The sequence below is a fragment of the Nocardiopsis suaedae genome (assembly GCF_027706745.1).
Lineage (GTDB): Bacteria > Actinomycetota > Actinomycetes > Streptosporangiales > Streptosporangiaceae > Nocardiopsis_A > Nocardiopsis_A suaedae.
The window spans coordinates 1-13,986 of the sequence record NZ_JAQFWP010000047.1 but is presented as its reverse complement, the minus strand read 5'-3'; the positions used below and the strand labels follow the sequence as shown (position 1 = coordinate 13,986).

Here is a 13,986-nt window from a genome sequence, read left to right as displayed (position 1 = left end):
CCGGCGGCGGGGCCCTCTACTCCGCTACTCCCCTCGGCCCAGGGCCCGCTCGTCCCCCGCGACGGCCCCGGACCCGCGCCCCGTCCCCACGGCGGTCCGCGCCAGGTCCTTGCGGACCGCCCTGCCCAGGGCCCGGGTCGCCGCACGGTTGAGGGTCCCGCCCGCGACGGCGCCGGTCAGGTACGGGCCGAGCGTGGTCAGGTGCCGCCCCAGCACCCGCATGAGCCGCTTGCGCAGCGCCACCTTGGCCGCCGCGCCCAGGGCCGCGGTGACGGACTCCCCGGCCGACATCGGGTCGATGCCCCGGCGGTAGGCCCAGGCCTGCACGTACCCGGCGTGGCGCCGCACCGCTCCCCCGTCGGCGCGCGCCCCGTACACCTCGTGCAGTTCACCGATCAGCTTCACCTCGACCGCGGCGACCACCACCGTCTCGGCCACCAGTTGGGCGGGGGCGGTCAGCAGCAGCGGCGGGGCGGTGAACTGGGCGGCGGCCAGCGCCCCGCCGGCCGCACCGACCGCGGTGGTGGTGTTGGCGGCGTTGCGCACCAGCGCGTCGGCCAGCTCCTCGCCGGTCAGGCCCTTGTGGTGGCGGGCCAGGGTCTCCAGGTCGCGCACGGGGATGCGGGGGGCGATCTCGTCGGCGAAGACGTCGGCCAGCCAGCGACCGCCCGCCGCGCCGCGCACCCCGGCCGCGCGCGCCCCCTGCCCCAGGGTGCGGGCCAGGCGGGCGATCAGCCCGGCCCGGCGGCGCGGATCGGCGCCGTCGTCGGCGATGATGGCGCCGACGAGCTCACCCGCGTCCTCGCGTCCCGCGGGCACCAGGTCGGTGCCGGGGCCCTGCTCCGGCTCCGGGGTCGGACCGGCGGCCATGGGCGTCCTCCTCGGCCTCGCAGCGTTCCTCAGAGGGGGCCAACGATCCGGCGGCGGCCGGAATTCCCCCGCGGCGCCCCAGACAAGGCGATGCGCCCCCTGGGCGGGGACGCATCGGCGGTATCGCTGCCCTTCGGCCGGCGAGGCGCCGAGGAGGGGGAGTGGCCGTTTCAGACGCACTCCTTGCAGACGAGCTGCCCCTTCCGCTCCTCGGCGAGCTGGCTGCGGTGGTGCACCAGGAAGCAGCGCGAGCAGGTGAACTCGTCGGCCTGGCGCGGGAGCACGCGGACCGCGAGCTCCTCACCGGACAGGTCGGCGCCGGGCAGTTCCATGCCCTCGGCGACCTCGTCGGGGTCGACGTCGATGGTGCTGGTGCCCTTGTCGACCCGCCGGGCCTGCAGCTCCTGCAGGCTGTCCTCGCTCATGTCCTCTTCGGTCTTGCGCGGGCTGTCGTAGTCGGTGGCCATTCTGGTTGCTCCATCCCCCTCAGTTCTCTGCCTCGTCGCGCGGGTGTAACGCTTGAGACCCGAATCTTGTGCCCGGTTCAGCCGGAAAATTCCGGCGGCGTAAGAGGACTGTGACCCCTCCCGGGTGCCCTCACACCGGATGGCGACAGAGGTTGGCCGGACCCGGCCGCGCGCGGCGCGCCCCGGTACGGCCTCCTGACTGTGCTACCCAACGCCCGAACGTTTCCGACCCATTCCCGCGGCCGCTTCCGGCGCGTGCACGGCAGCGGGTCGAACCGCGCATCGCACGAGGTAGCGGCGGCAATCCCACGCGGGGCGGAGTTCCCCGCGTGTTCACGCCCGGGGAAGCTTACCCACCGCTGCAAGCCGCTCGGACCCGGGGTGGTCGTGTCGTCGGACACGTATAGATATCACGCCGCCGGGAGGGGTCGCAGCCGGTTACACACCCGGCTGTTCGCGGCCCGCGGCGGGGAAGGAGACGGTGACGACCAGGCCGCCGCCGGCGCGGGGCCACACGCTGACGCTGCCGCCGTGGGCGCGCACCACCGAGCGGACGATGGACAGCCCCAGCCCGGCGCTCTTGCCGGAGGCCACCCGGTTGCCGGTGGAGCGGCGGAAGGGCTCGAACAGGCCCTCGATCTCGTAGGCGGGCACCACCGGGCCGGAGTTCTCCACCTGGATGGCGGGGAAGCCCTCGTACATGCCGCTGCGGACGGTGATCTCGCCGTCCTCGGTGTTGTACCGCAGGGCGTTCTCCACGAGGTTGCCCGCCAGGCGCTCCAGCAGCACCGGGTCGCCGGTGACGCGCGCCTGGCGCAGGTCGGTGCGCACCTGCAGGCCGGAGTCGTCCAGGTCGCCGGAGAGCTGGCTGAGCACCGACTCGGTCAGCTCGCCCATGTCGACCAGGGTGCGCACCTCCAGCTCCCGGTCGCTCTTGGCGAGGAAGAGCAGCCCGTCGATGAGGCGCTCGTGCCGGGAGTTGGTCTCCAGCAGGGTGCGCCCGACGGTCTTGAGGTCGGCGGAGGCCTCGGGGTCGCTGAGGGCGACCTCCAGCAGGGTGCGGTTGATCGCCAGCGGGGTGCGCAGCTCGTGGGAGGCGTTGGCGACGAAGCGGCGCTGCCCGTCGAAGGCGCGGTCCAGCCGCTCCAGCATCGCGTCGAAGGTGTCGGCGAGCTCGCGGATCTCGTCGTCGGGCCCGCCCAGGGCGATGCGCTCGTGCAGGGACCGCTCGGACAGGCGGCGCGCGGTGCGGGTGATCTTCTGCAGCGGCGACAGGGCCCGCCCGGCCACCGCGTACCCCAGGCCCACCGCGAGCAGGCCGACCACCACCAGCGCCAGCACCGACCAGCGGGTGAGCGAGGCCAGCACCGCCTCGATGAAGCTGTTCTTCATCGCCTCGGCCTGGGCGAGGCTGATGTCGTCGGCCGGCGTGAAGGTGAGCCCGCCCAGCACCCCGGCGACGATGATGTAGTTCAGCAGCACCAGCAGCGACCCGGCGGCGAAGAACAGCATCCCGTAGATGAGGGTGAGCCGGGCCCGCAGGCTCATGTTGTCGGTGAAGCGGTGCAGCCCCTCGGTGACCTGCCCGCCCAGGTTGTTCCCGGCGGGCGGGGTCGGCGGGGACGCGGGCTGGGGGTTGAGCCGCCGCCAGGTGCCGGTCTCGCCGGGCGGGGTGGCCGGGACCTCGCCCTCGGGGACCGCGGTCACCGGGTCGGTCGCGGGCCCGTGCCGTCCGGCGTCGCCGCCGCTGCTCACAGCCGGTACCCCGCGCCGGGGACGGTGTGCACGATGGCGGGCTCGCCGAGCTTCTTGCGCAGGGTCATCACGGTGACCCGCACGACGTTGGTGAAGGGGTCGGCGTTCTCGTCCCAGGCCTTCTCCAACAGGCCCTCGGCGCTGACCACGGTGCCGTTGGCGCGCATGAGCACCTCCAGCACGGCGAACTCCTTGGGGGTGAGCGGGATGTCCCGGCCGTCGCGCTCGACGGTGTGGTTGGCCGGGTCCAGGACGATGCCGTTGCGCTTGAGGACCGGGGGCAGCGGAGGGGCGGCGCGGCGGCCCAGCGCCCGCACGCGCGCCACCAGTTCGGCGAAGGCGAAGGGCTTGGCCATGTAGTCGTCGGCGCCCAGGCTGAGCCCCTCGACCTTGTCCTCCAGCTGGCCGGAGGCGGTGAGCATGAGGATGCGGCCGTTGTAGCTCTTGTCCACCAGGGCGCGGGCGACGTCGTCGCCGTGCACGCCGGGCAGGTCGCGGTCGAGGATGACCACGTCGTAGTCGTTGACTCCGGCGTGCTCCAATGCGCTGTCGCCGTCGTAGGCGACGTCCACCGCCATGGACTCGCGGCGCAGGCCCACGGCGATGGTGTCAGCGAGGACCTGCTCGTCCTCGACCACAAGTACGCGCACAGCCGTCCTTCTCCTCGCGGCACCGATAAAAAGGGCCGCTGCCGGCGCATCCCCCAACACACCGGCAGCGGCGTCTGTGGTCCCCGGCCGCGCTCTGCCGTTATCGCACGGCCCGGATAAGGGCGGGGTAAGCCCCGCCCGCCGCCAACGTAGGGGCGGCTCGGCCGTGCGGCAACCTGCGGCTGCCGCCGGGGAACGGAGTACGGGGCCCGGCCCCGTCCCCCAACGGGACCGGACCACCGATTTTCCCCCTGTACGGGAGCCCTTGCCGGCGCATCCCCCAACCGCCGGCAAGGGCTGTTCACCCCGCACATCTCGAATCTGACACATACAGAATAAGAAACAAGTAAGCGGTGGCGCGAACGGGCCGATGTGCTATAGGACACCCGCCGCGCCCGAATCCCCTGGTGGCGGGCGTTCGCGCCGCCGGGCGCGGCCGCGGGGCCGTCCGGCGGCCCACACGGGGGTGACGCGAAAGGGGTACCCGGGTGCGGGGCCTCACACACCCCTGGGATGATCGATCAGGAGGCGGGGCCCCGGGGTCCGACGGCCGCCGGCACCTTCCATCACGGATCGATCACGCCCCACAGTGGGGGTTTCACCGGACCGGAGGGGCGGGTATGGCCTGAAGCCGCAGGCGCCCGCCATCCCCGAGAGGCGGGACGCCGTTCCGCCACCGCGTTCCGACCCGCGCCGCGGGCCGGGGCGCATCCGCCGTGTCACAGCGCAGTGACCCGGAGCAACACCGGACGTGCTTTTAGAGTGAGGTGAACATGGGCGAGTTCCTCGCGGAGATCAACGGCCGTATTACGGAGACCTACACGTCTCTTCAAGCGGCCCGCGCGGCCGGCGACGAGTTCCTGGCCGAGATGCACTCCTCCGAGCTCGAAGACCTCAAGCGCATCGCCGCCCGGAACGGTGTCAACGCCGACTGCGCCTGACCCGATCCCCCAGGTCCGCACGGCCGGCCGCGGAATCCCCGCGGCCGGCCGCCGCGCGTCCGGGGCCGGGTCCCGGCTAATCCGGGCCGTCGGTGTCGGCGCCCAGGGGCTCCAGCATCGCGTGCAGGCTCTCGAACAGGCCGGGGCCCGCGACGATGGTCATGGCGTCGCCGGGCGGCGCCCCGCGCAGGCCCTCCACCCGCAGTCCCGCCTCCCGGGCCACCAGCCCGGCCGCCGCCCAGTCCCACCAGTTGAGGCCGCGCTCGTAGTAGGCGTCGGCGCGGCCGCGCGCCAGCGAGCAGATGTCGATCGCCGCCGACCCGCCGCGGCGGATGTCGCGCACCCGGGGCAGCACCGACCGCAGCACCTCGGCCTGGTGGGCGCGGCGCCGCGGGTCGTAGCCGAACCCGGTCGCCACCAGCGCCAGCGCCGGTTCGGGCGCGGGGCCCACACGCAGCGGCGCGCCGTTGCAGAACGACCCGGCGCCCAGGACGGCGGTGTAGGTGTCGCCCAGGCGGGGGGCGACCACCGCGCCGGCGACGATCCGCCCCTCCGCCTCGGCGGCGATGCTCACCGCCCACTCCTCGCGCCCGTACAGATAGTTGACCGTGCCGTCGATGGGGTCGACGATCCAGCGCACCCCGCCGTCCGCCCCGGCCTCCTCGCCGCCCTCCTCGCCGAGCACCGCGTCCCCGGGACGGGCCTCCAGCAGGCGCTTGCGGACCAGCTCCTCGACCCGCCGGTCCATCTCGGTGACCACGTCGGTCGGGGTGCTCTTGGTGTCGAGCACCCCGATGCCCTCCTGCCCGCCGGCGGCGACCCGGCCCGCCTCGGCGGCGGTGCGCTCGGCCAGCGCGGCCAGCGCGTGCGGGTCGGCCGCGGACGCGGCGCCCTCCTCGGCTGCCATGCACGTCCCCCCAGTTCCGTCGTACTCCGCCCGGCCCCTACAGGTGCTCGGGCCGCTTCCACTCCTTGCCCAGCACGTGGTGGTCGAGGAACGCGAACACCGTCTCGTACCAGACCGCGATGTTGCCGGGCGTGAGGATCCAGTGGTTCTCCGTCGGGAAGTAGAGGAACTTGGCGTCCACCTCCCGGCGCATCAGGTCCCACCAGAGCTGTAGGCCCTGGCCGATGGGCACCCGGTAGTCCTTGTCGCCGTGGATGACGAGCACGGGCGTGCGCACGCCGTCGGCCGAGCGGTGCGGGGAGGCGGCCCGGTAGCGCTCCGGCGAGGTGTCGGGGTCGCCGAACTCGGCGGTCCAGGCGGGCGGCATGTCGGTGGAGGAGCTGAAGGACTCCAGGTCCCACAGCGAGGCGTGGGTGACGACCGCCCGGAAACGGTCGGTGTGCCCGGCCACCCAGTTGGCCATGTAGCCGCCGAAGGAGCCGCCCATCGCGGCGGTGCGCTCGCCGTCCACGTCGTCGCGGGCCGCCGCGGCGTCCACGGCCGCCATCAGGTCGGCGAAGGTGCGCGGCCCCCAGGTCCCCCAGGCGCGGCGGAGCATGTCCTGGCCGTAGCCGGTGGACAGGGCGGGGTCGGGCAGCAGGACGGCGTAGCCGCGGGCGGCCGCCAGCCACGGGTTCCACCGCCAGGACCAGCCGTTGAAGCTCATGTAGGGGCCGCCGTGGATCCACAGCAGCAGCGGCGCCGGGGAGGCGGCGGAGGCCTCCTCGGGCAGCACCAGCCAGGACCGCACGCGGGTGCCGTCGTCGGCCCGGGCCTCCACCTCGGTGAGCCGCCCGGGCACCTCCAGCGGCAGGTCGGGGGCGGGCAGGCGGACGGGGCGCCCGTCCTCGGCGGCCGGGTCCAGGCGCACCGGTGTGGGCGGCTCGTCCCAGGAGTCGCGCAGGGCGTAGAGCGCGGCGCCGTCGCGGGCGGGCTGCAGGGAGCTGTAGGCGCCGTCGTCGCCGGTCACCCGGGTCAGGCGGGAGGTGTCCAGGTCGAGGCGGAAGACGGGGCGGCGGCCGTTCTCGTCGGCGATGAAGAACAGCGACCGCGCGTCCGCCGACCAGGCCGCCTCGCGCGGCCACAGCTCCGCGTCGGCCAGCACGTCGCGGCCCTCGCCGGTCGCGGCGTCGACGACCCACAGGGTGGCGTCGCGGGGCTCGCCCCCGGGCGCGCCGTCGTAGGAGCGGATCGCGGCGACGGAGCGGCCGTCCGGGGAGAAGGAGGGCGAGGAGAAGTCGCGGTCGGGGTCCTCGGCCAGGACGCGGGCGGCGCCGGTCGCGGTGTCCAGGACCGCCAGGCGGGTGCGCGGCTGGGCGGCCGGGCCGACGACCGTCCAGGCGGCGACCGCGGTGGCGCCGTCGGGGGCGACGTCGAAGTCGGTGTCCAGCAGCGCCTTGCCGGGGGCCGGGGTCAGGTCGGCGGGCTCGCCCAGCCCGCCGGAGGCGTCCCCGGGCGGCGCGGCGGCGAACAGGCGGGGCTCGCCGGGGCCCAGATCATGGTCCCAGTGCCGGACCGGGAAGGACTCGTGCAGGAGCGCGGTGACCCCGGCGTCCTTGCGGGCCTTGCGGGCCTCCTCGTCCTCTTCGGCGCCGGTGGTGCCGGGCAGGGTGTCGGAGGCGAAGACCACGGTCCCGGCGTCGCGGGCCACGGCCGCCGCGCCGATGCCGCCGGGGCGCGCGGCGACGCGGCGGGCCTCGCCGCCGTCGGCGGGCAGCAGCCACAGGGCGGGCTTGTCGCCGTCCTCCTTGGACTCGGCGTCGGGGCGCTTGGAGGAGAAGAGCAGGGACCCGTCGGGCAGGAAGGCGGGCGCGGCCTCGCCTTCGACCGACCGGGTGATGCGGCGCGGCTCGGCGCGCCCCTCGGGGTCGATCTCCCACAGGGAGGTGCCGAAGGAGGTGCCGTCGGACTTGAGGCCGCTCACCGGTGCCACCAGCCTGCGCCCGTCCGGCGAGAGGCGCAGGCCGCCCACCCGCTTGAGAGTGACGTAGTCGGACAGCTCGTACCAGGAGCGGACCATGCGCTTCCTCCCTCAACACCGGGGTCGGACGCCACGACCCTATCCGGTATGCGGAATCGCCGACGAGACCGGGGTTCCGCACCGATTTCGGGCGGCCGGAGAGCCGTGGTCCTCCGGAGGGCGGGCGGTTCCGGTGCCGGGGCCGGCACCGGTGCGCACCGGGCCGATCAGCGCTTCTGCGGGCAGCAGTCGGCCACGCACTCATGACAGAGGGGAAGACCGCTGAGGCCCATCGGCTCGGCGCCCTCGGCGCGCTCCTGCACCAGCTCGCGCACCATCTGCACGAAGCGCGGGTGGGTTCCGGGGCTGAGCGCGCGCTCGAAGGCGATGCCGAGCCCGGCCGCGGTCTCGCGTGCCTCGTGGTCGAGGTCGAACTTGACCTCCATGTGGTCGGAGACGAACCCGTGCGGCACCACGACGACGGCCTCGGCGCCCTCCTTGGAGAGCTCCTCCAGGCGGTCGTTGACGTCCGGCTCCAGCCACGGCTGGCTCGGCGGGCCGCTGCGGCTCTGGTAGACGACCTCGTAGGGGTGGCCGCCGCCGACCCGCTCGGCCACCATGCGGGCCACCTCCTCCAGCTGGGCGGCGTAGGCGCCGCCAGAGCCGTACCCCTGGCCCGGGGCGCCGCTGGCGTCGGCCATGGCGGTGGGGATGGAGTGGGCGGAGAAGAGCAGGCGGGCACCGGTGCGCTTGTCGTCGGGCAGCCGGTCCAGGGCCTGGCGGGTGTGCTCGACCAGCGGCTCGATGAACCCGGGGTGGTCGAAGAAGGGGCGGATCAGCTCGATCTCGGGGGCCTCCGGCCCGACGGCCTCGCGCGCGGCGGCGATGTCGTTCAGGTAGGCGCGGTGGCTGGAGTAGTTGCTGTAGGCCGACGTGGCCATGGCCACCACCCGGCGCACGCCGTCCCGGGCCATCTGCCGGACGGTGTCGGTGAGCATCGGCGCCCAGAACCGGTTGCCCCAGTAGACCGGCAGGTCCACACCGTTGGCCGAGAAGTCGGCGCGGACCTCGGCGATCAGGTCGCGGCACTGCTGGTTGATCGGACTGACCCCGTCGAAGAGGAAGTAGTGCTCGCCGACCTCGGCGAGCCGCTCCCGGGGGATGCCGCGGCCGCGGGTGACGTTCTCCAGGAACGGGATCACCTCGTCCTCGGCCTCGGGACCTCCGAAGGAGACGAGAAGGAACGCGTCGTAGGGCCTCATGACTCCATGAAACCAGCACTTCGGCGGGGTTTCGGCCACCCCCCGCGTAACGGGCGTCACCCTCGCCGGTAGCCTCCCGGACCATGACGAACGTGATGTGGCGCACATGGTCCGGCACGCACGAGGCCCTCCCGACCACCACGGCCACCCCCAACGGGGCCGCCGACGTCGCCGGCGCGGTGCGCTCGGCCGCCGGGCGGGGCCTGCCGGTGCGGATGGTCGGCGCCGGGCACTCCTTCACCGACGCCGCCGTCACCGACGGGGTGATGCTCTCCCCCACCGCGCTGAACCGGCTGCGCGCGGTCGACCTGGAGGCGGGCACCGGCGAGGCGGACGCGGGCATGGTGCTCAGCGACCTGAACACCGCGCTGGCGGGGCACGGGGCGGCGCTGGCCAACATGGGCGACATCGCGGTGCAGACCCTGGCCGGGGCGATCCAGACCGGGACGCACGGCACCGGGCGCACCACCGGCGGGCTCGCCTCACAGGTGGTCGGCATGGAGCTGGTGCGCGCCGACGGGGAGGCGGTGCGCTGCTCGGCGGCCGACGACCCGGACCTGTTCGGCGCGGCGCGGGTCGGCCTGGGGGCGTTCGGCGTCGTCACCGCGATGACCATGGCGGTGCGCCCCTCGTTCCTGCTGCACGCGCGCGAGGAGCCGATGCGCGTGGACGAGGTGCTCGACCGGCTGCCGGAGCTGCGGGCCGGGAACGAGCACTTCGAGTTCTTCTGGTTCCCGCACACCGGGATGGCCAACACCAAACGCAACAACCCGGTGGAGGGGCCGGCCCGGCCGCTGGCGCCGTTCAAGGCGTGGCTGGACGACGAGTTCCTGTCCAACACGCTGTTCGAGCGGGTCAACCGGGCGGGCCGGGCGCTGCCGTCGGCGATCCCGGCCATCAACCAGGTGAGCGCGCGGGCGCTTTCGGCGCGGGAGTACACGGACACCTCGTACAAGGTGTTCGCGTCGCCGCGGCGGGTGAAGTTCGTGGAGATGGAGTACGCGGTCCCGGCGCAGGAGCTGCCGGGGGTGCTGCGGGAGCTGCGGTCGCTGGTGGACCGGGGCGGCCACCGGATCAGCTTCCCCGTGGAGGTGCGCTTCGCGCCCGCCGATGACGTGTGGCTGTCGACGGCGTACGGGCGGGAGACCGCGTACGTGGCGGTGCACGTGTACAAGGGGGCGCCGTACCAGCGCTACTTCGCCGACGCCGAGGCGGTGTTCACGGCCGCGGAGGGGCGGCCGCACTGGGGGAAGATGCACACGAAGGACCGGTCGTACCTGGAGCGGGTGTACCCGAGGTTCGGGGACGCGATGGAGGTCCGCGAGCGGATGGACCCCGAGCGCCGGTTCGCCAACGCCTATACGGAGCGCGTGTTCGGGCCCTGAGGGGCGGTCGTCGGGCGCGGGTGAGGCCCCGCCCGGACCTCTCGGTCCGGGCGGGGCCTCATGCGTGCTCGGGTCGGCGATGAGGGGCTCGCCTGTGGGTGCGGCGCGTCAGGGCGAGGCGCCGCTCTCGGGCACCGACCGCTGCGGGTCCTGCTGCTGGTCGCCGGTGCCGCTCTGGCCCGAGCCTCCGGATCCGCCGACGGAGCCGCCGTCTTCCGAGCCGGTGCCGTCTCCGGTGCCGCCGCCGGTGTCCGACCCGTCCTCGGTACCGCTGCCGGTGTCGCCGCCGGTGTCGCCACCGGTGCCGGTGTCACCGCCGGTCCCTTCATCGGTGCCGTTCTCGGTGCCGTCGCCGCCGGTCTGGCCGTCGGACCCGTCGGACCCGTCGGTGCCCTCGGTGCCGGGCGTGGGCTCGACCCCGTCGGTCCCGTCCGGGCCGCCGGTCTCCTGCTGCCCGCCCTCGCCGGTGCCGGGCGTCGGCTGCACGGTCCCGTCGGGCTCCTGCTGGGACTGGGAGGCGCCGCCGAGGAGGGTCGGCGACGAGTGGTCGGTGCGGCCGTGCACGGTGTCGCTCAGGCTCCGGCCGGTCAGCAGTTCGAAGACCAGGATCACCAGCATGACGCCGACGAACACGACGGCGGCCGGGATGATCAGCATCTTGTACCGCTGCCACCAGCCGCGCTCGTCCTCGGCCCCGCCGCCGTCCTCACCGTCGAGCGTGTCGCCGGAAAGGCTGGGAAGGGCGCGGGTGGCGTCGGGGTCTCCGACACCGCCGAACGCCTGTGTGGGCGCGTCGGGACCATCGGTCGCGTCGGGCGCGCCCTCGGGGCCGTCCGCCGGTCGGTGGCCGGATCCGGCCGCGGCCGTCCGGGAGGCGCCCCCGCGGCCCCCGGCGGCCGCGCGGGCCGCGCCCTGCATGCGTGCGCCGTGCAGGGTCATCCCGGCGCGGGCCGCCGCCTCCTTGGCCTTGTCCTGGCTGCGCTCCAGCCAGTGCTGGGCGATGGCGGTGCCCGCGGTGCTGAGCACACTCATGACGGCGGCGCCGAAGATCGTGCCGTAGACGCCGATGAACGACGCGGCGGTGGCGGCCGTCAGGGTGGCCACACCGCCCGCGACCACCTGCGGCATGCTCAGGTTGAGGCGGCGGCCGCCGTCGGCCCCGCCCTCGGGGTCCGTGGTGCCGTTCGTGTCACTGTCGCCGCCGCCCCCATCGGCGGCGGCACGCATGCGCGCGCCATGGCGCGCGCCCTCATCGGGCTCGGCCATCCTCCCCCCTCTGTACGCCGCGCACGGCGGCGCTCCCCCGTCGGATCGCTGGGTCCGGGCCGGTCGGCGCCGCCCCCTGCGGCGCCCGACTCCCGACCCATATCCGGACAACCTACGCGAATCCCATCTAAGCTCTTGTTAAGGCGCGGCATTGAATACATCACCCTGCGGTCACGGTGCGCGTGTCGGTTTGGCGTGCGCACCGCCCGGCCGTGCCGACACCCGGCGCCGGTCGCATGGTCCGCAGAGGGCGCGCGGGTTAGCATCACCCGCAGGAGGACGCCGACCGACGACCGGAGCGCACCCGCCGCACGCCCCCTCCCACATGCCAAGATTGGCTCTGGGCACGCCCGGGCGCCGGTGGCCGGCGCACGGAGGCCCACGGTTCGGACATGCCGGGCGGGGTACTGGCCGAACACCCGGATGCCGAACAGACTGGGAACGCGGGGGATGGCCGAGGACCCACCCTCGACGGGAAGCGCGAAAGGGAGGGCGATGCAGGAGCTTCGCCTCGTGGCCGTGAGCGAGGACGGCACCTACCTGGTGCTGGCGAGCGCCGGCCGCGGTACCCGCTTCACGCTGCCCGTCGACGACCGTCTCCGCGCCGCCGTCCGCGGCCAGTTCTCCCGGCTCGGCCAGTACGAGATCGAAGTGGAGAATCCGTTGCGCCCCAAGGAAATCCAGGCCCGGATCCGCTCCGGAGAGACGGCGGAGGCGATCGCCGAGCTCGCTGGCATCCCCATCGAGCGCGTCCGCTGGTTCGAAGGCCCGGTCCTGCAGGAGCGCGAGTTCATGGCGCAGCAGGCGCAGCGGGCCTCCGTACGCGGTCCCGGGGACACCGCGCCCGGCCCCGCGCTGGGCGACCTGGTCTCCGAACGGGTGGGGCCGCACCAGCTGGAGACCGGCGAGGCGGTCTGGGACGCCTGGAAGCGCGAGGACGGAAGCTGGCACGTGAAGCTGGCCTTCCTGCTGGACGGGCAGGAGCGCCTGGCGCACTGGGTGTTCGAGCCGCGGCGGCGCACGGTCGTCCCGGTCGACGACGAGGCGGCGCGCTTCTCCGACCCGTCCGCGGGCGGGGTGTCCGGGGACGGCGGGGCGACGGTCACCCCGTTCGTGCCGCGCCGCCAGGGGGCGCCCGAGCCCGCCGCCCGGGCCGACGGGCCGCTGGCCAGACCCGGGGCCGAGGAGCCCGCCCCGCAGCGTTCCGCGCAGGCCCCGGCCGACCCCCCGCAGCACCCGGCCCCGCCCCCGGCGGAGGCGCCCCCGGCCGCCGACCGGGAGGACGCGGCCCCGGCCGGACCCGCCGAGCGGCCTGCGGCCCGGGCCCACACGGCACCGGCCGAGCGCGCACTGACCGAGACCGAGCGGGCCTTCAGCCGGACCGGCCGCGACCGCGCGGCCCCGGAGGCCGATCCGGCCTTCCCCGGCGCCCCGTCCCCGCGCCCGGGACGTGAGCGCCCGGCCCAGGAGCCCGAACGGGTGCCCCAGGAAGCCGAGCGCGCCTACCCCGGCGCCGACCCGGGCGCTCCGGGTACCGACCGGGCGGTCCCGCGGGGAGAGCCCGCGGCCGAGCACATGCATGAGCGAGCAGCCGAGCGCATGCATGACCGCACGGCGGAACGCATGCCCGAGCGCACAGCCGAGCGCACGGAGCGGGGTGGCCCAGAGGACGACGTCCTCCCCTCCACCCCCGCCCGCCGGGGCGCCCCCGCAGCGGAGGCACCCCGGCACGAGCGGCCCGAACGGGCTGACCTGGACGACCGGCCCGAGCGGGGCGAGCGCCCCGACCGGGGAGACCGGCTTGAGCGGGGCGAGCGCCCCGACCGGCCCGAACGCGGCGAGCGGACGGCGCGCCCGCGCCCGTCGATGGGGCCCGCCGTCCCGGACGCAGGGCCGCGCAGACCCGCCGAACGGCCCCAGGAGCCGCGCGGCCGCACCCCGGTGACGGCACGGGCGACCGACCAGGACGACCAGAAGGGCCGCGGGGCCGAGGACTCGGTCTCGGCTGCCGCGGCCGCCGGAGGCGGGGCAGCCCAGCCAGCCCGGAAGAAGGGGCGAGGCCGCCGCGCATCGGTCCCGTCGTGGGACGAGATCATGTTCGGATCCAAGAAGCCGGAGTAGGGGTAGTGAATCCCTGAAGGGGAGTCACCGCCCACCCAGGTGCGGGGCCGCCGATGGCGGTCCCACATTCGTATATCGGGGGCAAAGGCGCAAGCGGGGACGTTTTCCCAGGGCCGCCCGCCACCAGTCCACCCCCTCCCGAGCCGGGTTCGGCAGGCCCCCACTCACGGACATCAGCCGAGCGGCGGGCGTGTAGGTGGTGACGGTGTGGTCGGCAAGGACATAAGGCTGACGCTCCTCCTGCAGCGCTGTCGGCCGCCCGGCGCGTGCGTGGTCACCGTGAATGGCGGCGACGGAGTGAGCGGGGTGGTTCCCCGGGCCTGCCTGCCGTCCGGCGGGCCCCTCGCGGTCCGGGCGGGTAGG

11 protein-coding genes are annotated in these 13,986 nt (G+C 74.8%); 3 read left to right on the top strand and 8 right to left on the bottom strand.

Annotated features, from left to right (window positions below; all coding sequences use genetic code 11):
* Window positions 1-24 precede the first annotated feature (24 nt).
* The 4 genes from O4U47_RS21545 to O4U47_RS21530 all read right to left on the bottom strand — a co-directional run bounded on the left by O4U47_RS21545 (window position 25) and on the right by O4U47_RS21530 (window position 3,742).
* On the bottom strand, window positions 25-870 hold the full coding sequence (locus tag O4U47_RS21545; protein WP_270679735.1) for a hypothetical protein: 846 nt from the start codon (window positions 868-870) through the stop codon (window positions 25-27).
* Window positions 871-1,040: 170 nt separating this feature from the next.
* A complete protein-coding gene (locus tag O4U47_RS21540; RefSeq protein WP_270679734.1) occupies window positions 1,041-1,337 on the bottom strand; it encodes a DUF4193 domain-containing protein in 297 nt (98 codons plus the stop codon).
* Window positions 1,338-1,775: 438 nt separating this feature from the next.
* Window positions 1,776-2,930: a sensor histidine kinase gene (locus O4U47_RS21535; RefSeq protein WP_408639008.1), complete on the bottom strand. Its 1,155-nt coding sequence runs from the start codon at window positions 2,928-2,930 to the stop codon at window positions 1,776-1,778.
* Between the two features lie 158 nt (window positions 2,931-3,088).
* Window positions 3,089-3,742 carry a response regulator transcription factor gene (locus O4U47_RS21530; protein ID WP_270679733.1) on the bottom strand — a complete coding sequence of 218 codons (654 nt, stop codon included), beginning with the start codon at window positions 3,740-3,742 and terminating at the stop codon, window positions 3,089-3,091.
* 773 nt (window positions 3,743-4,515) lie between these two features.
* Here O4U47_RS21530 and O4U47_RS21525 point away from each other — a divergent pair.
* Window positions 4,516-4,683 carry a hypothetical protein gene (locus O4U47_RS21525; protein WP_270679732.1) on the top strand — a complete coding sequence of 56 codons (168 nt, stop codon included), beginning with the start codon at window positions 4,516-4,518 and terminating at the stop codon, window positions 4,681-4,683.
* Between the two features lie 76 nt (window positions 4,684-4,759).
* Here the strand turns inward: O4U47_RS21525 and O4U47_RS21520 are convergent, their stop codons facing one another.
* The 3 genes from O4U47_RS21520 to O4U47_RS21510 all read right to left on the bottom strand — a co-directional run bounded on the left by O4U47_RS21520 (window position 4,760) and on the right by O4U47_RS21510 (window position 8,851).
* Window positions 4,760-5,590 (bottom strand): inositol monophosphatase family protein, encoded by an 831-nt coding sequence (locus O4U47_RS21520; protein ID WP_270679731.1) that lies wholly within the window; start codon window positions 5,588-5,590, stop codon window positions 4,760-4,762.
* Between the two features lie 37 nt (window positions 5,591-5,627).
* Window positions 5,628-7,649, bottom strand: coding sequence for a S9 family peptidase (locus O4U47_RS21515; protein WP_270679730.1), 2,022 nt, complete (start codon window positions 7,647-7,649; stop codon window positions 5,628-5,630).
* A gap of 167 nt (window positions 7,650-7,816) precedes the next feature.
* Window positions 7,817-8,851 (bottom strand): ferrochelatase, encoded by a 1,035-nt coding sequence (locus O4U47_RS21510; protein WP_270679729.1) that lies wholly within the window; start codon window positions 8,849-8,851, stop codon window positions 7,817-7,819.
* 95 nt (window positions 8,852-8,946) lie between these two features.
* Between O4U47_RS21510 and O4U47_RS21505 the strand changes: the two genes are divergently transcribed.
* A complete protein-coding gene (locus tag O4U47_RS21505) occupies window positions 8,947-10,236 on the top strand; it encodes a D-arabinono-1,4-lactone oxidase (RefSeq protein ID WP_270679770.1) in 1,290 nt (429 codons plus the stop codon).
* A gap of 108 nt (window positions 10,237-10,344) precedes the next feature.
* Here O4U47_RS21505 and O4U47_RS21500 read toward each other — a convergent pair whose 3' ends face one another.
* Window positions 10,345-11,502, bottom strand: a complete 1,158-nt coding sequence (locus O4U47_RS21500; RefSeq protein ID WP_270679728.1) for a hypothetical protein — start codon at window positions 11,500-11,502, stop codon at window positions 10,345-10,347.
* A 495-nt stretch (window positions 11,503-11,997) separates the two neighbouring features.
* Here O4U47_RS21500 and sepH point away from each other — a divergent pair, with 495 nt between their 5' ends.
* On the top strand, window positions 11,998-13,623 hold the full coding sequence (gene sepH, locus O4U47_RS21495; protein ID WP_270679727.1) for a septation protein SepH: 1,626 nt from the start codon (window positions 11,998-12,000) through the stop codon (window positions 13,621-13,623).
* Window positions 13,624-13,986: the final 363 nt, after the last annotated feature.

What these genes read in the sequence shown, in the direction of transcription:
- O4U47_RS21520 (WP_270679731.1), bottom strand. Translation starts at nt 5,590, where the DNA reads ATGGCAGCCGAGGAGGGCGCCGCGTCCGCGGCCGACCCGCACGCGCTG.
- O4U47_RS21515 (WP_270679730.1), bottom strand. Translation starts at nt 7,649, where the DNA reads ATGGTCCGCTCCTGGTACGAGCTGTCCGACTACGTCACTCTCAAGCGG.
- O4U47_RS21540 (WP_270679734.1), bottom strand. Translation starts at nt 1,337, where the DNA reads ATGGCCACCGACTACGACAGCCCGCGCAAGACCGAAGAGGACATGAGC.
- sepH (WP_270679727.1), top strand. Translation starts at nt 11,998, where the DNA reads ATGCAGGAGCTTCGCCTCGTGGCCGTGAGCGAGGACGGCACCTACCTG.
- O4U47_RS21525 (WP_270679732.1), top strand. Translation starts at nt 4,516, where the DNA reads ATGGGCGAGTTCCTCGCGGAGATCAACGGCCGTATTACGGAGACCTAC.
- O4U47_RS21500 (WP_270679728.1), bottom strand. Translation starts at nt 11,502, where the DNA reads ATGGCCGAGCCCGATGAGGGCGCGCGCCATGGCGCGCGCATGCGTGCC.
- O4U47_RS21505 (WP_270679770.1), top strand. Translation starts at nt 8,947, where the DNA reads ATGTGGCGCACATGGTCCGGCACGCACGAGGCCCTCCCGACCACCACG.
- O4U47_RS21510 (WP_270679729.1), bottom strand. Translation starts at nt 8,851, where the DNA reads ATGAGGCCCTACGACGCGTTCCTTCTCGTCTCCTTCGGAGGTCCCGAG.
- O4U47_RS21545 (WP_270679735.1), bottom strand. Translation starts at nt 870, where the DNA reads ATGGCCGCCGGTCCGACCCCGGAGCCGGAGCAGGGCCCCGGCACCGAC.